Here is a 22,943-nt window from a genome sequence, read left to right on the forward strand (position 1 = left end):
GTTCCGCGCGACGCGCACGACGTCATCACGGAACTCGGTCGGGTAGGGCTTGGGCACAGCAACATCCTTCCAGGCCACCCTCGAGGGCAAGCCAGATCAGATGTCACCTATTCGTGCAGCAGTCCCGTTCGACCGGCTCATGGCCGCCGAAACCGAGGAACTGGAACGCCTCACCACCAACCGCAACCGGCTCGAAAGCGAGCAAGACCGCCTCATGCAAGCGCACTACGCCGACGCGATACCGCTCTCCGTACTCAAGCGCGAGCAAGACCGCATCGTCGCCGAACTCGACCAGGTAACCCGCCGTATCGACACCCACTTCGGCGACTACGCCGACGCTCGCGCCCACCTCGATGACGCGCTCGGCCTGCTCGCCAACTGCGCTGACATCTACGCCCGCTGCGACGACACCAACCGGCGGCTGTGCAACCAGGCGTTCTTCACGAAGGTCTTCATCGACGAGGACAACGAGCTGCGCGTCGAGCACAACCGGCCCTTCGAAATGCTCCTCGATCCGCAGGTCAACGCCAACGCTCTGACCTGGGCCGCAGACATGAACAAGGCCCGAACCTCTGCCAACGTTTCCATTGGCAAGGGTTCGAGCCTTGTGCGTGCGGTGGGCCCCGTGGGGCTCGAACCCACGACCCGCGGATTAAAAGTCCGATGCTCTACCGACTGAGCTAGAGGCCCGTACCCCACCAGCCTACTGAACGCCGAGGGGTGGCCGCGCGCACGGAAGCGGCCGCCGGAACCCCCTCGCAGGTAGGTTCCGACGGCCGCGGTCGTGCGTGTGTCGCGTGAGCCCCCCGGATCACGCGACACACGATGGTCCGATTACATCGGGGGCATCAGCACCGTGTCGATGAGGTAGACCGTGGCGTTGGCGGTCTGGACGCCACCACAGATCACGGCGGACTCGCCGTTGACCATGATGTTGTCTCCGCTGCCCATTACCTCGACGTCCGCACCCTGAACGGTGGTGTGCGTGCCTTCGATGTCATCGGGGGCGATCTGACCGGGGACCACGTGGTACGTCAGGATCGACGTCAGCAGGGACGTGTCGGTCTTGAGGGTCTCGATCGTGGCGGGGTCGATCTTCGCGAACGCGTCATCGACGGGCGCGAAGACGGTGAACTCGCCGCCGTTGAGAGTGTCGACGAGGTCGACCTCGGGGTTCAGCTGACCGCTGACCGCTGCGGTGAGCGTGGTCAGGATCGGGTTGTTGGATGCTGCGACCGCAACGGGGTCGGCAGACATGCCCTCGACGGAGCCGGCACCATCCGGGACCTGCTCGGCGTAGGCAGCGCAGCCTGCACCGACGAGGTTCGCCGCCGGGTCCATTTCCATCTCTTCGGACATCGAGGGAGTGCTCGAAGGCTCTTCCATCGTGTCGTCGGTGGCGGTCTCGGCGCCCATCGAACAAGCGCTGAGCGCAAACGTCGCCGCCAGGGCGAGTGACAGGCCGGCGGTCAGGCGCATCTTGGTACGTGACATGAGTTCCTCCTCTATGTGGGGCTGTGGGCCCCGTGGACACATACCCCGGTGCGGGGTCGGTGCACCGCTTGGTGCGGCGTTCACAGGGCCATTCGGGGCTGCTCCGGGATCGGATTGGAGATCGACCAGAAACTTTTCGGCTTGTCCAGACCCCCGTGCCGCGTTGGGGGGTCGGGCTCTCGGTGAGGCATGCTGGATTCCGTGGTGATCGACGGTGTGGACATGCCCGAAGAGGGCGGTGAATCCGTCGACCATGTTGCGGAGTTGCTGACACGCGTCGCACAAGGGGATGAGGGTGCGTTCGCGCGTCTCTACGACCTTCTCTCTTCCCGCGTATTCGGCCTCATTCTTCGTGTGCTCGTCGATCGTTCGCAGAGCGAAGAAGTCCTGCAGGAGGTTTTCCTCGAGCTCTGGCAATCCGCCGCCAAGTTCGCTCCGAACAAGGGGCAGGGAAGATCATGGGTGCTTACCATCGCGCACCGCCGTGCCGTCGATCGTGTTCGATCGGCGCAGGCGAGCGCGGACCGGGACGTGCGTGTGGGCTTCCGGGACATAGAGGTCGCTCATGACGGGGTTGCGGAACAAGTGGAGCTTCGGATCGAAGGGCAGCGGGTCGCTCAGGCGCTCGAGACCCTTCCCGATGCCCAACGGGAAGCCATAACCCTCGCGTATTACGGGGGTTACAGTCAGAGCGAGATTGCGGCCCTCGTCGGGGCGCCGCTCGGAACGATCAAGACGAGAATGCGAGACGGGCTGACCCGTCTGCGAGGAGAATTGGGGGTGACGACATGAACGAGCACGAATTCGCAGAACTGGCCGCGGGGCACGCGCTCAACGCGCTGAGCCCCGAGGACGAGGCCGCGTTCGTCGACGCCCTCGCGGAGCATCCCGAGTGGGAGCACCACGCGTATTCGGATGCCGCCACGGTCGCCGCACTCTCGGACTCCGTCGCCGAGGTCGCGCCGCCCCCCGCCCTGCGCACTGATCTGCTGGCGCGGATCGCCTCTGTGCAGCAGGATCATCCCGCACAGGTCGCAGCTCCCGCCTCGAGCCTCGAGTCCCCGGCCGCAGCCCCCGCCGAGCCGCGTCGGCGCAGTTGGGGCCCGCGAGCCTGGTTCGCGCTCGCCGCATCCCTCGTCCTCCTGGTCGGAGTCGGCGGCGGAGCGGTCGTCCTCACGCAGCAGCTGAATCGCCCGGTGGCGGTGGTGGCCCTCGAGCGCATCGAGGCCGCCCCCGACGCTCAGACCGCGTCGACGACGCTGTCTGACGGTGGCGAGGCAACCGTGCACTGGTCGGAGACGGTCGGCGAGGTCGTCTTCGTTTCGGATGGCCTGCCCACGATCGGCGCCGATCAGAGCTACGAACTCTGGTTCGTCCGCGACGCCGGTGCGATCTCAGCCGGGGTCTTCGAGGCCGGCGACGATGGTGACGCGACGGCCCTTCTGGCCGGGCCCATGAGTCCGGGCGACGTCATCGCGGTGACGGTGGAGCCTGCCGGCGGTTCGCCGAGCGGGGCGCCGACGAGCGATCCCATCTTCGCCATCCCCACCGCCTGACGCACCTTGCACGGCAGATTCGGTTGCGCGGCGGGCGAACGCTTCGGCGGCTCTCGCTCCAGACGTCGCGGGTAGCCTGGACGGATGAGTGACGCCACCGGCCCCGGATTCCACAAGCCGGTACGACGCCCCTCCGAGATGTTCGACCGACTGTTCGGCACCGAGGATCCCGCCGACGTTTCGCGCGTGGCCCATTCGACGGCCGCCGCGCTGCTTTCGCGCGTCCGCGAAGAGCCGGATGCCTCGGTGGTCGACCGCCTGGTGCAGTTCACCGACCTGCACGGTATCCATGACATCGCCGAGCTGTGGTCGCGCTCACCCGCGCGGACGCTGCCGGGAACGCTCTGGCGCCTGTACCTGCTGCAGTTGATGATCCATGACGACCCCCGTACCGCTGCTCTCCTCTTCGAGCGTGGGCGGGTCGAGCTCTCGACGGCCGATGTTGTCGTCGCGGGTGCCCCGGCCCCCGCCGGGCCCGAAGAACTCGTCGAGCTGTCCGACACGATCCTGCGTGGCGTCTTCGAGGGTGACTTCGGCGTTGCACTCGAACGGGCGGCCGCCTTCTGCCGCGTTGAAGCGGATGGGGCGACCCGGCTCGCCGACGACTACGAACTGACCGAGCCCGAGCGTGCAACAGACCTCACCACTCGGGCACTCAGACTGTCGGCATTCGCCGCGGATCTGACCGCGGCGGCCTCGCTGTGGCGCCGCGACACGCTGAACTGAGCGACGCCCGACCTTCCGGCAGAGAAGTGCCGGGCCGCAGAACGCCTCTCGGCGCGGAGCCGCTCGGAGCGGCAGATTATGGAGCCCGGGGTTACTGCGGCCCGGCTGTTCCAGTGTAACGCAGCCGCCGCGGCGGCTATTCCGACCGGGCGCCGTAGGCTCGGAGAATGGCAACACGCTTCGCGCTCATCATCGAGCCCACGGCATCCGGCGACTCCCGCACCGACTTCTCCGCGACGTTCACGCAAGTCGACGCGTCCGCGCCGGCGCTCAGCGTCGGCGAGCTGAGTACGCAGCGGGGGGACGGCATCTTCGAGTCGATCGGTGTGGTCGACACTCACCCGCAAGAGGTCGCTGCGCATCTGGAGCGGTTCGTGCGTTCGGCCGAGATCTGCGATCTGCCGGTGCCGAACGTGGAGCAGTGGCGTCAGGCCATCGATGCCGCCGCGGCGCTGTGCGGCCCTGGAGAGTGGGTGGTGAAGACCATCCTCAGCCGTGGAGTCGAGCATGGACCGACCCCGACCGCCTGGGTCACCGCTGCAGACGCGGCCGACTTCTCGCGGCCCCGGCGCGAGGGTATTGCGGTCGTGACGCTCGACCGCGGGTTCGATCTCAACGCGCCCGCCCGTGCTCCGTGGCTGCTTCTGGGGGCGAAGACGCTGTCGTATGCGGTGAACATGGCATCGCTGCGCGAGGCGCACAAGCGCGGTGCCGACGACGCGATCTTCGTCTCGTCGGACGGGTTCGTGCTCGAAGCACCCACGGCATCCGTCATCCTGCGTATCGGTGACGTCTTCGTCACCCCGGAGCCGACCGGCGGAATCCTGCACGGCACGACCCAGTTGAGCGCATTCGCGTGGCTCGAGGGGCAGGGTTACACGACCGCTTATCGCGATGTGCGCGTGAGTGAGCTGGCCACCGCGGATGCCGCGTGGCTCGTGTCGAGCGTGCGGCTCGCAGCTCCCGTTCGGCGGATCGACGAGGTGGAGGTGTCGCTCGACCACGAGCTGACCGACGCGCTCAACGCCTATCTGCTCTCGCCCCGCGACTGATCTGCTCTCGCCCCGCGACTGATCAGCCAACGAGGAAGGCCCGCGACGATTGTCGCGGGCCTTCCTCGTTGGCGTACGGGTTTACCCGAAGCGACCCGAGACGTAGTCCTCGGTCGCCTGGACGGTCGGCGTGGTGAAGATCGTGCGGGTGTCGTCGTACTCGATGAGCTTGCCGGGCTTGCCGGTGCCCGCGATGTTGAAGAACGCGGTGCGGTCGGAGACGCGCGAGGCCTGCTGCATGTTGTGCGTGACGATCACGATCGTGTACTCGGACTTGAGCTCGGCGATCAGCTCTTCGATCGCGTACGTCGAGATCGGGTCGAGGGCCGAACACGGCTCGTCCATCAGCAGCACGTCGGGCGAGACGGCGATCGCGCGGGCGATGCAGAGGCGCTGCTGCTGTCCACCCGACAGACCCGAACCGGGGCGGTCGAGGCGGTCCTTGACCTCGTTCCACAGGTTCGCCCCGCGGAGGGACTTCTCGACCAGGGCGTCGGCGTCGCTCTTGTTGATGCGCTTGTTGTTCAGCTTGACGCCGGCCAGCACGTTTTCACGGATCGACATCGTCGGGAACGGGTTCGGGCGCTGGAACACCATGCCGACCTGGCGACGCACCAGCACCGGGTCGACACCTGGGGCGTACAGGTCGGACCCGTCGAGCAGCACCTGGCCCTTGACGTAGGCCCCCGGGATGACCTCGTGCATACGGTTGAGGGTCCGCAGGAAGGTCGACTTACCGCAGCCCGACGGGCCGATGAAGGCCGTCACGCTGCGGGGTTCGATCTCGAGCCCGACACCTTCTACGGCGAGGAAATCGCCGTAGAAGACGTTCAGATCGTTGACTTCGATGCTCTTGGACACGTTTTCCTCTGGATGTTCTCGGGTAGGAGCGGGGGAGGGCTAGCGGCTGGTCTTCGGCGCGAAGACTCGGGCGATGAGGCGCGCGAGCAGGTTCAACGCCATGACGATGACGATCAGCACGAGCGCCGCGGCCCAGGCGCGGTCGATGTAGGCCTCGGCCGGGATGCCCTGGTTCATGTACTGCGAGTAAGCGAAGACGGGGAGCGTCATCATGCGCCCCTCGAACAGGTTGTAGTTCATCGATGTCGTCACGCCCGCCGTGATCAGCAGGGGGGCGGTCTCGCCGATGACGCGGGCGATCGAGAGCATGATGCCCGTCGTGATGCCCGCGATCGACGTCGGCAGGACGACCTTGACGATCGTGAGCCACTTCGGCACGCCGAGTGCGTAGGCGGCCTCGCGCAGCTCGTTCGGCACCAGACGCAGCATCTCTTCGCTCGAGCGGACGACGACGGGAATCATCAGGACCGACAGGGCGACGGCACCCATGATGCCGAGGCGGATGCCCGGTCCGAAGAACAGCGCGAACACCGCGAACGCGAACAGGCCCGCAACGATCGACGGGATGCCCGTCATGACGTCGACGAGGAACGTGATGCCCTGCGCGAGCTTCCCACGGCCGTACTCGACCAAGTAGATCGCCGTGAAGAGGCCGATCGGGATCGAGATGACGGCCGCGGCGAGGGTGATGAGGAGGGTGCCGATGATGGCGTGCAGTGCGCCACCACCCTCACCGACGACGTTGCGCATCGACGACGTGAAGAAGTCCGCGGAGATACCGGCGATCCCGTTCGTGAGGACGGTGATGCCGAGCGAGACCAGGGGCACCATCGCGAGCGCGAAGGCCGCCGTCACGATGCCCGTGACCAGGCGATCGACCGCCTTCCGGCGGCCCTCGACCATCGTGGACACGACGGTGATCAGCACGAGGTACAGCAGGACGGTGACGACGGCGAATCCGGCGACGTTGAACCCGCCGCCGCCGGCGATGCCGAGAACGGCGAAGAGGATGGCGCTGACCACCGCGCTGAGACCGAGGATGCCCCAGGTCGAGCCCTTCGGAAGGCGACCGTTCGTGAGCCCGCTCGGAGACGCGGGTGCGGTGGAAGACGAGGGAGCAGTCGTGAGGGTCATGTCAGTTGGCTCCCGAGAATTCCTTGCGGCGGTTGACGAAGTATCGCGCGAGGGCGTTCACCGCGAAGGTGACGATGAAGAGGATCAATCCCGTCGCGATCAAGACGTTGATGTTGGTGCCATACGCCTCGGGGAAGGTCAGCGCGATGTTCGCGGGGATCGTGCTGGGGTTCTCGGGGGTGAAGAGTCGGAACGTCACGACGCCCGTGGCCGAGAGGACCAGCGCGACCGCCATGGTCTCGCCGAGGGCGCGGCCGAGGCCCAGCATCGAGGCCGAGACGATACCGCTGCGGCCGAAGGGGAAAACGGCCATCCGGACCATCTCCCACCGTGTCGCGCCGAGGGCGAGTGCGGCCTCTTCGTGGAGCACGGGGGTCTGCAGGAAGATCTCACGGCAGATCGCGGTGATGATCGGAACGACCATGACCGCGAGGACCATGGCGGCGGTGAAGATCGTGCGGCCCGTGCTCGAGACCGGGCCGGCGAAGAGGGGGAACCAGCTGGCGTTCTCGACGAACCAGCTGTACAGGGGCTGCACGGCCGGTGCCAAGACGAGGATGCCCCAGAGGCCGAAGACGACCGAGGGGACGGCGGCCAGCAGGTCGACGACGTAGCCGAGGCCCTGGGCCAGTCGGCGCGGGGCGTAGTGCGAGATGAAGAGGGCGACAGCGACCGAGAGCGGGACGGCCATCAGGAGGGCGAGGGCCGAGGCCCAGACCGTGCCGAACGCGAGCGGCCAGACGTAGTCCCAGAAGTTCGTAGAGAGGACCGAAGCGTCCTCGCTCGTGGCCGCGAGGCCGGGGAGCGACTGGATCACGAGGAAGATCGTGACGGCGGCCAGGGTCACGAGGATCATCGATCCCGCGAAGAGTGCGGTCCCCGAGAACCAGCGGTCGCCCGGGCGCTGCTTCGCCTTGACGACGGGGGGCGCGGTGGTGGTCATCTCATCCTGTTCTCGGGTTGTACGAGGCCTAAGGGGTGTGCCCGGCCCGCGATCTCTCGCGGGCCGGGCACGGGTATTACTCGACGACGATCAGGTCCAGCGCGGCCTGCATGTTCTCGCGCTGCGTGTCCGAGATCGGGGCGCTACCGGCTGCGGCGGCCGCCTCGTCCTGGCCCTCGGGGCTGATGACGTACTCGAGGAAGCCCTTGACGAGCGGGGCGGTCGCGGCGTCGACGTACTCCTCGCACGCGATCATGTAGCTGACGAGGACGATGGGGTAAGCGGCTTCGTCCGGCGTGCGGTCGAGCTCGATCGCGAGGTCACCCGCGGTGCGGCCCTCGGCGACCGGCGAAGCGTCCACGATTGCCGCGGCGGCCTCGGGCGAGAACTCGACGAACTCGTCACCGATCTGCACCGCGACGGTGCCGAAGCCCTCGGCGCGCGAAGCGTCGGCGTACGTGACGGCGCCCTGGCCGGCCTCGACGGCCGAGACGACACCAGAGGTACCCTGGGCGGCCTCACCGGTGGCGAAGGGCCACACACCATCGGGCTCTTCGGTCCATACGTCGGGCGCGGCCTGGAACAGGTAGTCGGTGAAGTTCTCGGTCGTGCCCGAGTCGTCGGCGCGGTGCACCGGCGTCACGGCCAGGTCGGGAAGGTCGACGCCCTCGTTGAGAGCAGCGATCGCCGGGTCGTTCCAGTTCGTGATCGTGCCCGCGAACAGGCCCGCGATGGTCGCGGCGTCCATGTTCAGGGACTCGATGCCCTCGAGGTTGAAGATGACGGCGATGGGCGAGATGTAGGACGGGATCTCGATGATGCCGGTGCCCTCGACGCAACCGTCGAAGGGGCCCTCGGCGATCTCTTCGGCCGAGAAGGCGCGGTCGGAGCCGGCGAAGCCGACGGCGCCGGCCTGGAACGACTCGCGTCCGGCGCCGGAGCCCGAGGGGTCGTACGTGACCGTGACGCCCTCGTTGACGGTCTGGAACCCGGCGGCCCATGCCTGGACGCCGACTTCCTGCGAGGACGCGCCGGAGCCGACGAGCTCGCCGGAGAGGTCGCTCATTTCGGGGTCGGTGCTGCTGTCGCCGCCGCCTTCGTTCGAGGCGCAGCCGGCAAGGGCAAGAGCGGCGACGGCGCTGAGGGCCGCGATCCGCGAGATTCGGGTGATCTTCACTGTGTTTCCGTTCGATCCGTTGACATGTCGTGTCCCGGTGCAGGGCACACAGCGACGGTAGGAGCGACGCCTTAAGAGAGTGGGCCAGAGTGGTAAACGGAAGGTGAACGGGATCGGGCGCGGCGGGTCCGTTCACCGGGGCGGAATATGCTGTGCGCCATGCCCCAGACCAGCAGAAAAGAGCAGGCCGCACGAGCGGCGATCGACGACGCGGCGAAGGCGGCCAAGCAGGCTCGGAAGGCCGCGAAGGACTTCCCGCCGAAGGCCGCGAAGAAAGTCCGCGAGCTCGCTGCCGAGGCCGAGTCCCGCGCGGATGTCTCGAAGAAGACTTTGCGCAAGAAGCCCTCCAAGGTCGCGGCCAAGGCGAAGGATGCCGCGGCGGAGGTGCGCAAGGCCACGGCCGTGGCCCTCGCGAAGGTCGAACGCAAGGCCGCGCTGAAGGCCGAGGCCGAACGCGCCGCCGAGGACGCCGCGCGTGCAGAGGCCGAGGCGAAGACACAGGCCGCGTCGGCCAAGGCGCTGAAGAAGGCGGCCTCGAAGGCCGACAAGGCCGCCCGCCGCGCCGCCGACGACGCAGACAAGGCCGTGTCGGCGCTCGAGCCGGGGGATGTTCCGGACGACGCGCCGCAGGACAGCGACCCCGCCTCGGCGCCGGGCGAGGCATCCGGTGCCGCCGCCGATCCCGACCTGGCTCGCTTGACTGTCGCGCTCCTGCGTGTCCGCGTTCGCGAGGCCGGGCACAGCGGCTACTCGCGCCTGACGAAGGCGCAGCTGATCGACCTCCTCTCGAGCTGACGTGACCGATCTCGCCGCCCCGGTGTCCGCGCCCGAATCGCGCCAGCCGGAGCTCGACCGGCGTGCCCACGCACCGGCAGAGCGCACGCTCCTCGACATCTTGCGGGCGACGACCGCGCGGTTCCCCGAGGCGTCGGCGATCGACGATGGATCCGGATCCCTCAGCTACCGCGAGATGATGGCGCGCGTGGGCCGGACGGCCGCACGGCTCCATGAGGCCGGCGTCCGGCGCGGAGACCGGGTCGGTATCCGCATGTCCTCGGGCACCAAGGAGCTCTACATCTCGATCCTGGGAGTGATCGCCGCGGGCGCCTCATACGTGCCGGTCGACGCCGACGATCCCGAAGAGCGCGCCGGGCTCGTCTTCGGTGAGGCGGCCGTGCGCGGCGTCATCGACGGCTCGGGTGATTTCCGTCCGACGGTCGAGGAAGCCGAGCCCGAGGCATCCGCTCTCTTCGAAGGGGACGCCCCGCACCCGAGCACGCACGCGGTCGTGGCCGTGCCTCCGCCCGCACCGGACGACGACGCGTGGGTCATCTTCACCTCGGGGTCGACCGGAACGCCGAAGGGTGTGGCGGTCAGTCATCGCTCGGCCGCAGCCTTCGTCGATGCCGAGGCCGCGTTGTTCCTGCAGGAGGACCCGCTGGGGCCCGGTGATCGCGTGCTGGCGGGTCTATCGGTCGCGTTCGACGCGTCGTGCGAAGAGATGTGGCTCGCCTGGCGACACGGAGCGTGTCTCGTGCCCGCGCCACGCGCGCTCGTCCGGTCGGGCGAAGACCTCGCCCCGTGGCTCGTGCGCCAGCAGATCACCGTCGTGTCCACCGTCCCCACGCTGGCTGCACTCTGGCCGGCCGAGTCCATCGAGAACGTCCGTCTGCTGATCTTCGGGGGCGAAGCGTGCCCGCCCGAACTCGCCGCCCGTCTGACGGAAGAGGGCCGCGAGGTCTGGAATACGTACGGGCCGACCGAGGCGACGGTCGTGGCGTGCGCCGCGCTGCTGACCGGCGAGCCGCCGGTGCGGATCGGGCTGCCCCTCGACGGCTGGGCGCTCGCGGTCGTGGACGCTGAGGGCAGCGAGGTCGCCGAGGGCGAGGTCGGCGAGCTGATCATCGGAGGAGTCGGTCTCGCCCGCTACCTCGACCCCGCGAAGGATGCGGAGAAGTACGCTCCGATGCCGACCCTGGGCTGGGACCGGGCCTATCGATCCGGCGATCTCGTCCGGTACGAACCGGCGGGCTTGGTGTTCCAGGGACGCGCCGACGATCAGGTCAAGATCGGCGGGCGCCGCATCGAGCTGGGCGAAGTCGAGGCCGCGCTGCAAGCCCTTCCGCATGTCGGGGGCGCCGCGGTGGCGGTGCGGCGGACGGATGCCGGGGTCGACATCCTGGTCGGTTACCTCGTCGTCGACGAGGGATTCGACCGCCAAGCTGCCCGTGCCGATCTTGCCGGGACCCTGCCCGCTCCGATGGTGCCGCTGCTCGCGGTCGTCGGCGACCTGCCCGTTCGGACATCGGGCAAGGTCGACAAGGCTGCGCTGCCCTGGCCGCTGGTGGGTATGCCGTCCGAGGAATCAACGCTGACCGGCGTCGAGGCGTGGCTCGCCGAGCAGTGGCGCGCGGTGCTCGGTGTCTCGGTGCCGGATGCCGACGCCGACTTCTTCGACCTGGGTGGCGGCTCGCTCGCCGCGGCTCAGCTCGTCTCGAAGATCAGGGTGCGCTCGCCGGAGTTCGCCGTCGCCGACATCTACGACCTGCCGCGCCTCGGCGCGATGGCGAAGGCGCTCGGACCGCTCGGCGAAGATGCGGTGGGAACGTATCGCGAACCCGCGCCGACACCCCGCTCGACACAGATCCTGCAGACGATCATGGGCGTGCCCCTCTTCATCCTCAGCGGCGTCCGCTGGCTGATCTACCTCTTGACCGCGGGCGCCCTCCTCCACCTCGTGCCGGGCTTCCAGGCGCTACCGGCTGTGGACTGGTGGGTGCTCATTCCGGCTCTGCTGATCTTCGCCACTCCGTTCGGACGGATGGCGATCTCCGCGGTCGCCGCCCGCATGCTGCTCGCCGGGGTACGGCCGGGCGATCACCCCCGCGGTGGACATGTGCACATCCGGCTGTGGCTGGCGGAGCAGATCGCCGACCAGGTGGACGCCGTAGGTCTCGCCGGGGCCCCGTGGATCAGCTACTACGCTCGCGCGCTCGGCGCGAAGATCGGCCGCGACGTCGACATGCATACGTTGCCACCGGTCACGGGAATGCTGCAGATCGGCGACGGCGCGAGCATCGAGCCCGAGGTCGACCTGACGGGCTACTGGATCGACGGCGACGTCGTCCGAATCGGCGAGGTGCGCATCGGCGCTCAGGCGACGATCGGGGCGCGCAGCACCCTCGCACCCGGTACGCGGATCGGTCGTCGGGCCGAGATCGCGCCAGGGTCCGCGGTGTTCGGCCGCGTGCGCGCCGACCAGCGCTGGGCGGGCTCGCCCGCGGAGCGGGTCGGCGGCGCTGCCGAGGATTGGCCGCCTGAGCGCCCACCCGCGCCCACGCGCTGGCTGTGGGCTTACGCCGCATCGTCGGCCTTGCTGGCGCTGCTGCCCCTGCTGGCTTTCGCTCTCGGTGCGCTCGTCCTGGCGGCGGGCATGCGTGGCGCGGACTCGCTCGGGACGGCGGCGCTCGCCGCGTACGCCTGGCTCGTACCCGCGGTGCTCGTCACGGGCTTCGTCTTCGCTGCATCCGTCGTCGTCCTCGTTCGGGGCCTCCAATGGGGTCTCGTCGAGGGGACGTTCCCCGTACGGAGTGCGATGGGATGGCGCGCGTGGACGATCGAGCGCCTTCTGGACTCCTCGCGCACGATCCTGTTCCCGCTCTACTCGAGCCTGTTCACACCGGTCTGGCTGCGGATGCTGGGGGCACACGTCGGTCGCGATGTCGAAGCATCCACGGTCCTGCTGATCCCCGCGATGACGACGATCGAAGGTGGCGCTTTCCTCGCCGACGACACGATGGTCGCGTCGTACGAGTTGCGCGGCGGCTGGATTCGCATCGGGCCGGTGAAGATCGGCAAACGCGCGTTCCTCGGCAACTCGGGCATGGCGGCTCCCGGCCACCGTGTGCCGAGAGGCGGGTTGGTTGCCGTACTGTCGGCGGCGCCACTCAAGGCGAAGCCCGGGACCTCGTGGCTCGGCTCTCCCGCCGTGCGCCTGCGCCGCGTCTCCAGCGACGCCGACGAGAGCCGCACGTATCAGCCGCGCACAGCGCTCCGGATTGCCCGTGCCCTGTGGGAGTTGTGTCGCATCGTGCCCGTCATCGTGACCTGCGCGATCGGGCTCGGGGTCCTCTTCGTGCTCGCCCTGCTCGTGCAGACATACGGCGCGATCGTCGCTGTCCTGCTGTCGGGCATCGTTCTGCTCGTCGCGGGAGCTGCGGCCGCGGGTGTTTCGACGCTCGTCAAGTGGATGCTCGTGGGCGTCATCCACGCGGGCGAGAAGCCCCTGTGGTCGAGTTTCGTCTGGCGCACCGAGGTGTCCGACACATTCGTCGAGATGGTCGCGGCGCCGTGGTTCGCCCGCGCCGCGACGGGTACTCCCGCGCTCGCCGTGTGGTTGCGTTCGCTCGGCGCCAAGATCGGGCGCGGCGTCTGGTGCGAAAGCTATTGGCTGCCCGAGCCCGATCTCGTGACATTGGGTGATGCGTCCACGGTCAACCGGGGTTGCGTTGTGCAGACGCACCTGTTCCATGATCGGATCATGAGCATGGATGTCGTCACGATCGAACCCGGCGGGACGCTGGGCCCGCACAGCGTGATCCTGCCCGCTGCGTCGATCGGCGCGCATGCGACGGTGGGACCCGCGTCGCTCGTGATGCGCGGCGAGACCGTGCCGATCGGCAGCCGCTGGAGCGGCAACCCGATCGGTCCGTGGCGCGCGGTCAAGGTGCGCTCCTACCAGACGAGCGCGCACTGATGGCCACCCGATGACCGGCGCTCAGCTGCCGGCGCCCGATGCCTACGCCCCGCAGAGTGGGGACCTGTCGTACGACGTGGAGTCGTACGACATCGCGATCACGTACAAGCCGTCCACCAACCGGCTCTCCGGGCGGGTCGTCCTGAATGCGGTCGCCCGGCGTCCGATCCGCTCGTTCACGGTCGACCTCGTCGGTTTGCACGCCTCCAAGGTGCGCGTCGACGGCGACCGCCGCACGGCGTACCGCCAGGGCCCGCGGATGATCCGCGTGACCCCCAGCGCTCCGATCGCGCTCGACGAGCGGTTCTCGGTCGAGTTCGCCTATGCCGGGTCGCCGGCACCGCGCCGGTCGCGGTGGGGAGCGATCGGGTGGGAAGAGCTGGAGGATGGCGCCCTCGTCGCGGCCCAGCCGACCGGCGCCCCGACGTGGTTCCCCTGCAACGACCGGCCCGACGACAAGGCGACCTATCGAATCGCTGTCACCACGGATGCCGCCTACAGCGTGGTCGCGACGGGCGAGCGCGTCTCGCTCGGGCGCGCGGGTGGTGCGGCGACGTCGGTGTTCGAGCAGTCCGCGCCGACCCCGACCTACCTGGTCGCGGTGCAGATCGGCCACTATGTCGAGACGCTCGTCGATCTCGATGGCGTTGCGGGAGCTCTGCATCATCCGCGGGTGCTTTCCGTTGCCGTGAAGACGGCTTTCGCCGATCTGCCGGACATGATGCGGGTCTTCCAGCGCGCGTTCGGTCCGTACCCGTTCGCGCGCTACGACGTGGTCGTGACGGCCGATCCGCTCGAGATCCCCCTCGAAGCGCAGGGAATGGCCACGTTCGGCTCGAACCATCTCGACGGCTCGGAAGAGCGTCTGATCGCGCACGAGCTCGCCCATCAGTGGTTCGGCAACAGCGTGGGGCTGGCGCACTGGCGGGACATCTGGCTGAACGAGGGATTCGCCTGCTACGCGGAGTGGCTCTGGTCCGAGGCATCCGGCGGCCCGTCCGTCGAGGCGTGCGCTGCCGCGCACCACGCGATGCTGCGGGCGCTGCCGCAGGATCTGCTGCTCTCGGACCCGGGACCCGACCTCATGTTCGACGACCGCGTCTACAAGCGCGGCGCGCTGACCCTCCACGCCCTTCGCCGTCGGGTGGGGGACCCGACGTTCTTCGAGATCCTGCGCCGCTGGTGCGCCGACCACCGCTACGGCGTCGCTACGACAGAGGATTTCGTGGTGTGCGCGGAGGCGATCGCCGACGCACCGCTCGCCGACCTCTTCATGAGCTGGCTGTCGCAGACGTCGCTGCCGTCGCTGCGTCGCATCTCAGACTGAGGCGACCGCGAGCGAGATCACGATGCCCCGCGGTCCGCGCACCCGCAGCAGACGGGGACGGATGCCGAGGGCAGCGCTTGCTGGACGGACACCGCGTTCTGTCCTGGCGCTCTCGCCGGTGATGCTCCCGTGGACTCCCCCCAGCGTCCGCTCGATGCGGACACGCCGCGGGTCGACCGACAGCCCCCGACCGTCGGCCTTCAGCACCGCTTCGACGCGCGTCCAGTGGCGGAGCGAGGTGCGCTGTCCCGGGATGATGAGTCCTCGCAATCCGTTCTGGCGTGTCGGCGCTCCGCGTTCGGCGTCTATCCCGAGTGCGAGGACTCGGCAGGCGTCCGCCACCGCGACCACCACCACGTCGGCCGTGTACGACACGCTCGCCTGGATGGGTGCTCCCGTGACGACCGGTCGTCCGTGATCTGTGGCCCCGCAGCGCTCGCACCGTCGGCCGACAATGACCGTGCCGCCCGTCGACGCGGTCGCGATGCGTGCAACCAGGGCATCTGCGATCTCCCGGCGGGCACGTGCGGGCGGGAGCGTCTGCCAGGCGACCCGCACCCCCGCGAGCAGCGTGACTTCGGGGTGCGCGCTCACTCCTTCGGGGTGTGCGTTTCGATCGCGACGATGCCGGAGCCGGGGTTCGTGGCCGACAGATGAACGACCGAGAATGCCGCGAGATCCAACGTCGAGGCGCTGCCGAGGTACGACCCGCGGAGCGTGCCCGTCGCCAGGGCGATCTCGCTCATGATCTCCGGCAGCACGGGCCCGTGACTGCACAGGACGGCCGGTTTGCCGGAGCGCACGCGCTTACCCACGACGGCTCGGATGTCCGCACGGCCCTGCTCCCACGCATCCTGACTCATCAATTCGGTTCGCCGCACCGGCTTGCCGAGGGCTGCGGCGAACGGGGTCACGGTCGTGACGCAGCGCACCGCGTCTGACGAGATGACCCTGCGCGCGCCGAACGCCAGGAGTGGCCCGACGATCGCATGGGCCTGGCGGGTGCCGCGCGCGGTCAGGGGACGCAACGCATCCTGCCCGCTCCAGGAGTCCCGGCTGACCGCCTTGCCGTGCCGCAGCACGATCAGGGGGAACGTCTGCAGCACTCCGTCGTCGACGAACTTCATGAAGGCGTCGAGGATCTCGAGATCCACGGGGTAGCTCAGGTAGGTCCGCGCGCGCTTGGGTGTCACCCATTCGAGGGCGGCCACCTCCTTGTTCGGCACGAAGCGCGACGTGCGAATCGCGTCATCCGTGGCCTCCGCAGACCAGTAGTGCACGATCTTCTGCCGTTTGTTCGGCATCCGATAGCGCGATACGCCCACCGGAATGCCGAGCGAGACGCGGATACCGGTCTCTTCGAACACCTCGCGCACGGCCGTCTCGGCCAGCATCTCACCGGGATCGACCTTGCCCTTGGGAAGGGTCACGTCTGCGTATGCCGTGCGGTGGATCACGAGGATGTGCAACTTGCCCTCGACGAGCCGCCAGATGACCGCTCCCGCCGCATAAACGGCGGTGTCCGTCACCGGACCGCCCGTGCGCGACGACGACGCTGAATGTCGTGCATCGTCTTGTCCTGGATGTCGACCAGGGGACGCCCCTCGGCATCCGTGCTGTGCCGGACCCAAGCGCCGTCGGGGCCGAGCCACCACGAACTCGTGCCGTCGCTCATCGCCAGGTCGAACAGCTCGTCGAGTTCTTTCAGGTGCGCGGGGGCGACGACGCGCACGAGGGCCTCGACGCGCCGGTCGAGGTTGCGGTGCATCATGTCGGCGCTGCCGATGTAGACCTGGCGGTCGCCGCCCGATTCGAACGCGAAGATCCGGGAGTGCTCGAGGTAGCGACCCAGGATGCTCCGCACGGTGATGTTGTCGCTCACGCCCTCGATGCCGGGCTTGAGGGAACAGATACCCCGCACCCAGATCTCGATCTGGACGCCGGCCTGGCTTGCGCGGTACAGCGCGTCGATGATCTGCTCGTCGACCATCGAGTTGACCTTGAAGCGGATCTTCGCGGGCTTGCCGGCGAGCGCGTTTCTGCGTTCCTTGTCGATCAGGCGCAGCAGGCCCTTGCGCAGGTGGAGGGGAGCGACGAGCAGCCGCTTGAACTTCTTCTCGATCGCGTAGCCGGAGAGCTCGTTGAACAGCCGGGTGAGGTCGCGGCCCACCTGGTCGTCGGCGGTGAAGAGCCCGAAGTCTTCGTAGATGCGGCTGGTCTTGGGGTTGTAGTTGCCCGTGCCGACGTGGCTGTAGCTGCGCAGCACGCCGCCCTCTTCACGGATGACGAGCGCGAGCTTGCAGTGCGTCTTCAGCCCGACCAGGCCGTATACGACGTGCACGCCGGCCTTCTCGAGCTTGCGCGCCCACACGATGTTCGCCGCCTCGTCGAAGCGGGCCTTGATCTCGACCAGCGCGAGCACCTGCTTGCCCGCCTCGGCCGCGTCGATCAGTGCCTCGACGATCGGGCTGTCGCCCGAGGTGCGATAGAGCGTCTGCTTGATCGCGAGCACGTGCGGGTCTTTCGCGGCCTGCTCGAGGAACGCCTGGACGCTCGTCGCGAAGGATTCGTAGGGATGATGCACGAGCACGTCGCCCTGGCGGATGGACGCGAAGATATCGGCGCGCTCGTTGTTGTCGCCCGGCTGGAACGCCAGCGCCGTGGTCGGCAGGTGCGGCGGGTAGTGCAGGTCGGGGCGTGAGATCCGCGAGAGGTCGAACAGGCCACGCAGGTCGAGCGGCGCGTGCAGACGGAAGACCTGCTGCTCGGTGATGTCGAGCTCGCGGATGAGCAGCCCGAGCGTCACGTCGTCCATGTCGTCCGTGATCTCGAGGCGGATCGGCGGACCGAAGCGGCGTCGCAGCAACTCGGCCTCGAGGGCCTGGATGAGATTCTCGGTCTCGTCCTCCTCGATCGTCATGTCTTCGTTGCGCGTGAGGCGGAAGGCATGGTGGTCGAGCACTTCCATACCCGGAAAGAGATCGACCAGGTTGTTCGAGATCAGGTCCTCGAGCGGCAGGTATCGTCCGCGTCCGGCGCTCGCGGCGCCCGGCACCTCGACGAATCGCGGCAGCATCGGAGGGACCTTCAGACGCGCGAACTCCTGGCGCCCGGTGCGGGCGTTGCGGATGCGGACGGCCAGGTTGAGCGAGAGACCCGAGATGTACGGGAACGGATGCGCGGGGTCGACGGCCAGCGGCATCAGCACCGGGAAGACCTGCGATTGGAAGTATTCGTAGAGGGCAACGCGTTCTTCGTCGCCCAGGGCGTCCCACGTCACGACTTCGATGCCCGCGGCCGAGAGGTCGGGCTGCACGACCGCGCGCCATGCCTCGGCGTGACGCAGCTGGAGCCTGTATGCCTCGGCCGAGATGTCCGCCAGGACGTCCGAGGGCGACCGGCCGACGTTCGTCGGGACGGCAAGGCCCGTGATGATCCGGCGACGGAGCCCCGCGACGCGCACCATGAAGAACTCGTCCAGGTTGCTGGCGAAGATCGCGAGGAAGTTCGCGCGCTCCAACACGGGCACCGTCGGGTCTTCGGCGAGCTCGAGGACGCGTTGATTGAACGCGAGCCAGCTCAGTTCGCGGTCGAGATATCTGTTCTCCGGAAGCTGCGAGTCGAACGCCTCGACGGCTTCATCGAAGTCGTCATCGTCGGCATCGCCCAGACCAGCGTCGAGGATCGAGGATTCGAGCATGGTCCATCATTGCAGGGCGCAGGTGTCCGGCGGGTAAACCGGCCGCCCCGGCGTCAGCCCTAGCGGCCGCTGGCGGTGGGAAGCTGATCGTCCTCGTACACGTTGAAGCGATATCCCACGTTGCGGACGGTGCCGATGAGTTGCTCCAGATCGCCGAGCTTGGCGCGCAGGCGCCGCACGTGCACATCGACGGTGCGCGTGCCGCCGAAGTAGTCGTAGCCCCACACCTCGCTGAGCAACTGCTCGCGCGTGAAGACGCGCGAGGGGTGGGTGGCGAAGAAGTGCAGGAGCTGGAACTCCTTGTACGTCAGGTCGAGCGGTTTTCCGTGCACCTTCGCCGAGTACGAGGACTCATCGATCGTGATTCCGGATGTCTGGATGCGGGTCGAGACCTGCTCCTGCGTCATCCGTCCCATTGCCAGGCGTACGCGGGCATCCACCTCTGCGGGGCCGGCGCTGACGAGGATGACGTCATCGACGCCCCAGTCCGTGCTGACCGCGGTCAGGCCGCCCTCGGTGACCACGAGCATCAGGGGCGCGTCGAGACCGGTCGTGTTGAGGATCTTGCAGAGAGACTTCGCGCCGACCAGGTCGGTTCGGGCGTCGACGAAGATGACATCGGCGCTCGGCGCATTCACCAGTTGTGCCGGCTCGGCGGGGATCTGCCGGACCCGGTGGCTCAAGAGTTCCAGGGACGGCAGAACGGGACCGCTGCCGTGTGCGGAACTCAGGACGAGCAGTTGGGCCACGCGTTTCCTCTCGGGCGACGCCCCCAGGGTCGTCGTGGCCCCCCATCTTACGCCGACCGCGGGAATGCGACGGCCCGCGGGTCGTGACGGGCTCGCGCGGTCGCCACCGGTGGGGGAAGATGAAGGCATGTCGGCACCCGAACTCGCTCCCCGCTCGAGCGTCGGAGGTATCGCCGCGGTCTGGATCGCTGCCCTCCTCGGCGGGATCGCGGTGGCCATCTTCGTACCCGCGACGCACCAGGCGCAATGGTTCGTCCTGGCGCTCGCCGCGAGCCTGCTGGTCTCTTTCGGTGTGCAGCTGGCCTACGGGCGATCCACCGGGTTCATCCGGCGGGTGGCCGCGAGCGTGCTCGGCGCCCTGCTGGCGCTGGGGATCGTGTCGGCCGGAGTCGGCCTCGCGACGATCATTCCCGCCTGATCCGAACGTGCGACGTCGGACTAGAGTGGGATCATGGACCTCCTCGCTCTCGAGATCTTCTTTGTGGGTCTCCTCGCACTGGCATCCCTGGCGATCGCGTTCGTTTCGGGCGTGGTGATCGTCAACCTCTATCGCGGCCAGCGCTGAGCGGCCCGATCGTGATCGATCTGCCGACAGACCTGCCTGCCGACCTCGTACCGCTCTCGTGGCTGGTCGGGGTGTGGGAGGGAACGGGCGTGATCGACTACGAGGCAGCGGGTCACCGCTACGCGGGTGAGTTCGCTCATCGTGTGAGCTTCAGCCACGACGGCGGCGATTACCTGAACTACTCCGCGACGGCGTGGATGTCTTCCGGTGACGGCCCCGGCGTGCAGCTGGTCGCCGAGACGGGGTACTGGCGTCTCGCCCGCCCCCTCGGTGACGCCGATCCCGGTCCGGGTCTGCTCCCTGCTCTCGCGCCGGCGCCTGCGCGAACGGTCGATGACGTCGAGGCGTTGCGCGTCGCCGAGGGCGGCTTCGAGATCGAGGTTGCGATCGTCCACTCGGACGGCACCTCCGAGCTGTACCTGGGACACGTGACGGGACCACGGATCGATCTCGCGACGGATGCCGTGGTGCGCCCTTCGGGGGCGAAGCCCTACGCCGCCGCGACGCGGTTGTACGGCCTCGTGGACGCTCATCTGCTCTGGGCGTGGGACATCGCCGCGCTCGGCACCGAACTGCGCAGCCACGCGTCCGCGCGTCTTGCGAAGGCCGAGTGATGGCCTCTCCGTTCGCTGTGCTTCCGGGGGCCGTCATCGACGAGTCTGCCTCGACGAACGATTCAGGGGGTGCACCCCTGCACTTCGGTACCTTCCTTCGTGAACAGCGCCTGCTCGCCGAAGGCCGCGCGATCGTCCACCTCGGCGACCGCGTCGTGCTGTCGGTGGCAGGTGCCGATCGACTGACCTGGCTCGACTCGATCACGTCGCAGCACCTGGCGCGCCTCGAGCCGGGCCGTGCGACTGAGCTGCTCGTGCTCGATCCGCACGGGCACGTGGAGCACGCGGCATCCGTTCTGGACGATGGCGTCACCACCTGGCTCATCGCCGACGCCACCAGCGCCGAAGCGCTCGCAACATGGTTGAAGAGAATGGTGTTCCGCGCCCAGGTCGTGGTGACGCGCGAAGCCGACCTGACCGTGCTCGGATCGTTCGGTGGCGGTGCGGCCGAGGCCCTGATCGCGCCCCACGTCCACGCGCCCGCTGATGTGCCGCTCGTCTGGATCGACCCGTGGTCGCACGTGACAGTGGGCGGACACCAGTACGCGACCGGCCCGCACCCGGCTGCCGACTGGAACTGGCGCCAAGCGATCGTGACGACGGATGCTGCGGCTGACATCGCCGCGGCGATCCCTCGCGCCGCGGACGTCGCGGCCGCCGGGCTGATCGCCGCCGAAGCGCTCCGCATCGCGGCATGGCGCCCCCGCCGTGCGAACGAGGTCGATGAGCGGACTCTGCCTCACGAACTCGACTGGTTGCGCTCGGCCGTGCACCTCGACAAGGGGTGCTATCGAGGGCAGGAAACCGTCGCGAAAGTCCACAACCTCGGCCATCCACCGCGCCGCCTGGTGTTCCTCCATCTGGACGGCAGCGACGCGGTTCTGCCCGAGCCGGGCGCGTCCGTCTCGCTGGCCGGCACGGAGGTCGGCCGCGTCACCTCGGCCGCGCTCCATCACGAGCTCGGGCCGATCGCGCTCGCCGTGGTCAAGCGGACCCTGCCGATCGACGCGACGTTGACGGTCACGGTGGGCGACGAGACCGTGATTGCGGCCCAGGAGGTCATCGTGCCGCCCGGAGCGGGAGCCGAGGCATCCGTTCCGCGCCTGCCGCGGCTTTCGGCGCGCACCCGCGCGTGAACGACGGCGCCGGTCGTTCCGGTTCGAGCGATCCGCAGCAGGAGCCGCTTCCGCCCATCACGACCGCCATCCCCCTGAGGATGCGTGATCGCTTCGATCCGCGACCGGGTGTACGCCGCGTCCGGAACTCGGCGTTGCCGATCATCCAGATCGTCGTCGCCGCAACCGCCGCCTACGCGTTCGCATTTTTCGTCGTGGGACATCAGACCCCGCTGCTCGCCGGGACGGTGACGGTCGCGAGCTTGGGACTCGTGCGTGATGCCCGCCCGCGGCGCGTTCTCGAGACGGTCGTCGGCATGATCGTCGGCATTCTGATCGCCGAGGTCCTGCTGCTCGTCGCGGGACGAGGATGGTGGCAGGTGGGTCTCGCCCTGGCGGTGACCCTCGTGGTGGCACGATTCCTCTCACCCCAGGCGAGTTTCGCGATCGCCGCCGCGATCCAGTCCCTCATCGTGTTGATCATCCCGGCCTCGACCAGCGTGCCGTTCTCGCGCCTGCTCGACGGCGTCGTCGGGGGAGTTGCGGCCCTCTTGGCCACCGCGTTGATCCCGCGCAGTCCGCGTGGCGAAGCACGTCGGGACGTCGCGACGCTGTTCCGCGCGTTCGACGGCGCCGTGATGAGCCTTGCCATCGCGCTGCGCCAGGGCGACCGTGCGCGTGCCGAGCGCGGGCTGCAGAAGGCACGTGCGCTCGATCCGCTCGTCCGGGCGTGGCGAGAGACTCTCGATTCTTCCGTGGCCATCGCGCGCATCTCGCCGTGGCTCTGGGCCAGCCGGGCGGAGTTGGCACGCGCCGAGCGGGTGCTGGCCGCCATGGACCTCGCGACCCGCAACCTGCGGGTCGTCGCGCGGCGGACGGCCTATCTCGTGGACGACGGTGTCCCGCGTCCCGTTGCCGCGGATCTCGTGCTCTCCCTCGGTCGCGGGGCATCGCTCGTCGAGCAATCGCTGGCGGACATCTCACTCGAGCCCGTCGCGCAAGAGGCCCTGGCCGGGATCGCGCACCACCTCGACCCGAACGAGGTGGTGCCGGGCGCAGGCTTCGGGGACCAGAACCTCATCGCGGCACTGCGACCGTTCGTCGTCGATCTGCTGATCGGAGCGGGGATGCCCGCCGATCGGGCGCGTGCCGCGATCCCGCGTCTCTGATCCGG

At 68.6% G+C, this 22,943-nt stretch carries 21 protein-coding genes and 1 tRNA gene; 11 read left to right on the forward strand and 11 right to left on the reverse strand.

Annotated features, from left to right (window positions below; translation table 11 throughout):
* Positions 1-103: 103 nt before the first annotated feature.
* The 3 genes from ACIQ0W_RS14050 to ACIQ0W_RS14060 form a co-directional block, all read right to left on the reverse strand.
* Positions 104-487, reverse strand: a complete 384-nt coding sequence (locus ACIQ0W_RS14050) for a hypothetical protein (protein ID WP_396643343.1) — start codon at positions 485-487, stop codon at positions 104-106.
* Between the two features lie 130 nt (positions 488-617).
* A tRNA-Lys gene (locus ACIQ0W_RS14055) sits at positions 618-690 on the reverse strand.
* 144 nt (positions 691-834) lie between these two features.
* Complete coding sequence (locus tag ACIQ0W_RS14060; RefSeq protein WP_396643344.1) at positions 835-1,494, reverse strand: fasciclin domain-containing protein; 660 nt, start codon at positions 1,492-1,494, stop codon at positions 835-837.
* A gap of 189 nt (positions 1,495-1,683) precedes the next feature.
* On the opposite strand from ACIQ0W_RS14060, the gene sigK reads away from it, so the two are divergent.
* The 4 genes from sigK (at position 1,684) to ACIQ0W_RS14080 (ending at position 4,828) form a co-directional block, all read left to right on the forward strand.
* Positions 1,684-2,286, forward strand: coding sequence for an ECF RNA polymerase sigma factor SigK (gene sigK, locus ACIQ0W_RS14065; RefSeq protein ID WP_396643346.1), 603 nt, complete (start codon positions 1,684-1,686; stop codon positions 2,284-2,286).
* On the forward strand, positions 2,283-3,050 hold the full coding sequence (locus ACIQ0W_RS14070; protein WP_396643347.1) for an anti-sigma factor domain-containing protein: 768 nt from the start codon (positions 2,283-2,285) through the stop codon (positions 3,048-3,050). Before sigK ends, ACIQ0W_RS14070 begins: the two co-directional genes overlap by 4 nt.
* A gap of 84 nt (positions 3,051-3,134) precedes the next feature.
* Positions 3,135-3,776, forward strand: a complete 642-nt coding sequence (locus ACIQ0W_RS14075; RefSeq protein WP_396643349.1) for a DNA-directed RNA polymerase subunit beta — start codon at positions 3,135-3,137, stop codon at positions 3,774-3,776.
* A gap of 167 nt (positions 3,777-3,943) precedes the next feature.
* On the forward strand, positions 3,944-4,828 hold the full coding sequence (locus ACIQ0W_RS14080) for an aminotransferase class IV (RefSeq protein WP_396643350.1): 885 nt from the start codon (positions 3,944-3,946) through the stop codon (positions 4,826-4,828).
* Positions 4,829-4,909: 81 nt separating this feature from the next.
* On the opposite strand, the gene pstB is transcribed toward ACIQ0W_RS14080, so the two are convergent.
* The 4 genes from pstB to pstS all read right to left on the reverse strand — a co-directional run bounded on the left by pstB (position 4,910) and on the right by pstS (position 8,943).
* Entirely contained in the window at positions 4,910-5,689 is a 780-nt protein-coding gene (pstB, locus tag ACIQ0W_RS14085) for a phosphate ABC transporter ATP-binding protein PstB (RefSeq protein ID WP_100813456.1), read from the reverse strand.
* Between the two features lie 39 nt (positions 5,690-5,728).
* Entirely contained in the window at positions 5,729-6,823 is a 1,095-nt protein-coding gene (pstA, locus tag ACIQ0W_RS14090) for a phosphate ABC transporter permease PstA (protein ID WP_396643351.1), read from the reverse strand.
* 1 nt (position 6,824) lies between these two features.
* A complete protein-coding gene (gene pstC / locus ACIQ0W_RS14095; protein WP_396643352.1) occupies positions 6,825-7,766 on the reverse strand; it encodes a phosphate ABC transporter permease subunit PstC in 942 nt (313 codons plus the stop codon).
* Between the two features lie 76 nt (positions 7,767-7,842).
* A complete protein-coding gene (pstS, locus tag ACIQ0W_RS14100) occupies positions 7,843-8,943 on the reverse strand; it encodes a phosphate ABC transporter substrate-binding protein PstS (RefSeq protein WP_396643353.1) in 1,101 nt (366 codons plus the stop codon).
* 159 nt (positions 8,944-9,102) lie between these two features.
* Here pstS and ACIQ0W_RS14105 point away from each other — a divergent pair, with 159 nt between their 5' ends.
* From ACIQ0W_RS14105 to ACIQ0W_RS14115, 3 genes are read left to right on the forward strand one after another with little or no spacing between them, the layout of a single operon-like run.
* On the forward strand, positions 9,103-9,738 hold the full coding sequence (locus ACIQ0W_RS14105; protein ID WP_396643354.1) for a hypothetical protein: 636 nt from the start codon (positions 9,103-9,105) through the stop codon (positions 9,736-9,738).
* A 1-nt stretch (position 9,739) separates the two neighbouring features.
* Entirely contained in the window at positions 9,740-13,699 is a 3,960-nt protein-coding gene (locus tag ACIQ0W_RS14110) for a Pls/PosA family non-ribosomal peptide synthetase (RefSeq protein WP_396643355.1), read from the forward strand.
* Positions 13,700-13,709: 10 nt separating this feature from the next.
* The gene (locus ACIQ0W_RS14115) at positions 13,710-15,026 is read left to right on the forward strand and encodes a M1 family metallopeptidase (protein ID WP_396643356.1); all 1,317 of its coding nucleotides are present in this window, start codon (positions 13,710-13,712) and stop codon (positions 15,024-15,026) included.
* Here the strand turns inward: ACIQ0W_RS14115 and ACIQ0W_RS14120 are convergent.
* The 4 genes from ACIQ0W_RS14120 to ACIQ0W_RS14135 are packed head-to-tail and all read right to left on the reverse strand — an operon-like array spanning position 15,018 to position 19,475.
* A complete protein-coding gene (locus tag ACIQ0W_RS14120) occupies positions 15,018-15,620 on the reverse strand; it encodes a hypothetical protein (RefSeq protein ID WP_396643357.1) in 603 nt (200 codons plus the stop codon). The two genes, ACIQ0W_RS14115 and ACIQ0W_RS14120, sit on opposite strands and share 9 nt — an antisense overlap.
* Positions 15,617-16,555: an NUDIX domain-containing protein gene (locus ACIQ0W_RS14125; protein ID WP_396643358.1), complete on the reverse strand. Its 939-nt coding sequence runs from the start codon at positions 16,553-16,555 to the stop codon at positions 15,617-15,619. The genes ACIQ0W_RS14120 and ACIQ0W_RS14125 overlap by 4 nt, the downstream gene beginning before the upstream one ends.
* A complete protein-coding gene (locus ACIQ0W_RS14130) occupies positions 16,552-18,726 on the reverse strand; it encodes an RNA degradosome polyphosphate kinase (RefSeq protein ID WP_396643359.1) in 2,175 nt (724 codons plus the stop codon). The genes ACIQ0W_RS14125 and ACIQ0W_RS14130 overlap by 4 nt, the downstream gene beginning before the upstream one ends.
* A gap of 59 nt (positions 18,727-18,785) precedes the next feature.
* The gene (locus ACIQ0W_RS14135; RefSeq protein WP_396643360.1) at positions 18,786-19,475 is read right to left on the reverse strand and encodes a DNA-binding response regulator; all 690 of its coding nucleotides are present in this window, start codon (positions 19,473-19,475) and stop codon (positions 18,786-18,788) included.
* 127 nt (positions 19,476-19,602) lie between these two features.
* Between ACIQ0W_RS14135 and ACIQ0W_RS14140 the strand changes: the two genes are divergently transcribed.
* The 4 genes from ACIQ0W_RS14140 to ACIQ0W_RS14155 all read left to right on the forward strand — a co-directional run bounded on the left by ACIQ0W_RS14140 (position 19,603) and on the right by ACIQ0W_RS14155 (position 22,938).
* Complete coding sequence (locus ACIQ0W_RS14140; protein WP_304687372.1) at positions 19,603-19,893, forward strand: hypothetical protein; 291 nt, start codon at positions 19,603-19,605, stop codon at positions 19,891-19,893.
* A gap of 158 nt (positions 19,894-20,051) precedes the next feature.
* Entirely contained in the window at positions 20,052-20,654 is a 603-nt protein-coding gene (locus ACIQ0W_RS14145; protein ID WP_304687370.1) for an FABP family protein, read from the forward strand.
* Positions 20,654-21,790: a YgfZ/GcvT domain-containing protein gene (locus ACIQ0W_RS14150; RefSeq protein WP_396643361.1), complete on the forward strand. Its 1,137-nt coding sequence runs from the start codon at positions 20,654-20,656 to the stop codon at positions 21,788-21,790. Before ACIQ0W_RS14145 ends, ACIQ0W_RS14150 begins: the two co-directional genes overlap by 1 nt.
* Entirely contained in the window at positions 21,787-22,938 is a 1,152-nt protein-coding gene (locus ACIQ0W_RS14155; RefSeq protein WP_396643362.1) for an aromatic acid exporter family protein, read from the forward strand. The genes ACIQ0W_RS14150 and ACIQ0W_RS14155 overlap by 4 nt, the downstream gene beginning before the upstream one ends.
* Positions 22,939-22,943: the final 5 nt, after the last annotated feature.

The sequence above is a fragment of the Microbacterium sp. genome (assembly GCF_044340635.1).
Lineage (GTDB): Bacteria > Actinomycetota > Actinomycetes > Actinomycetales > Microbacteriaceae > Microbacterium.

What these genes read in the sequence shown, in the direction of transcription:
- ACIQ0W_RS14060 (WP_396643344.1), bottom strand. Translation starts at nt 1,494, where the DNA reads ATGTCACGTACCAAGATGCGCCTGACCGCCGGCCTGTCACTCGCCCTG.
- sigK (WP_396643346.1), top strand. Translation starts at nt 1,684, where the DNA reads ATGCTGGATTCCGTGGTGATCGACGGTGTGGACATGCCCGAAGAGGGC.
- ACIQ0W_RS14070 (WP_396643347.1), top strand. Translation starts at nt 2,283, where the DNA reads ATGAACGAGCACGAATTCGCAGAACTGGCCGCGGGGCACGCGCTCAAC.
- ACIQ0W_RS14075 (WP_396643349.1), top strand. Translation starts at nt 3,135, where the DNA reads ATGAGTGACGCCACCGGCCCCGGATTCCACAAGCCGGTACGACGCCCC.
- ACIQ0W_RS14080 (WP_396643350.1), top strand. Translation starts at nt 3,944, where the DNA reads ATGGCAACACGCTTCGCGCTCATCATCGAGCCCACGGCATCCGGCGAC.
- pstA (WP_396643351.1), bottom strand. Translation starts at nt 6,823, where the DNA reads ATGACCCTCACGACTGCTCCCTCGTCTTCCACCGCACCCGCGTCTCCG.
- pstC (WP_396643352.1), bottom strand. Translation starts at nt 7,766, where the DNA reads ATGACCACCACCGCGCCCCCCGTCGTCAAGGCGAAGCAGCGCCCGGGC.
- ACIQ0W_RS14105 (WP_396643354.1), top strand. Translation starts at nt 9,103, where the DNA reads ATGCCCCAGACCAGCAGAAAAGAGCAGGCCGCACGAGCGGCGATCGAC.
- ACIQ0W_RS14115 (WP_396643356.1), top strand. Translation starts at nt 13,710, where the DNA reads ATGACCGGCGCTCAGCTGCCGGCGCCCGATGCCTACGCCCCGCAGAGT.
- ACIQ0W_RS14130 (WP_396643359.1), bottom strand. Translation starts at nt 18,726, where the DNA reads ATGCTCGAATCCTCGATCCTCGACGCTGGTCTGGGCGATGCCGACGAT.
- ACIQ0W_RS14140 (WP_304687372.1), top strand. Translation starts at nt 19,603, where the DNA reads ATGTCGGCACCCGAACTCGCTCCCCGCTCGAGCGTCGGAGGTATCGCC.
- ACIQ0W_RS14150 (WP_396643361.1), top strand. Translation starts at nt 20,654, where the DNA reads ATGGCCTCTCCGTTCGCTGTGCTTCCGGGGGCCGTCATCGACGAGTCT.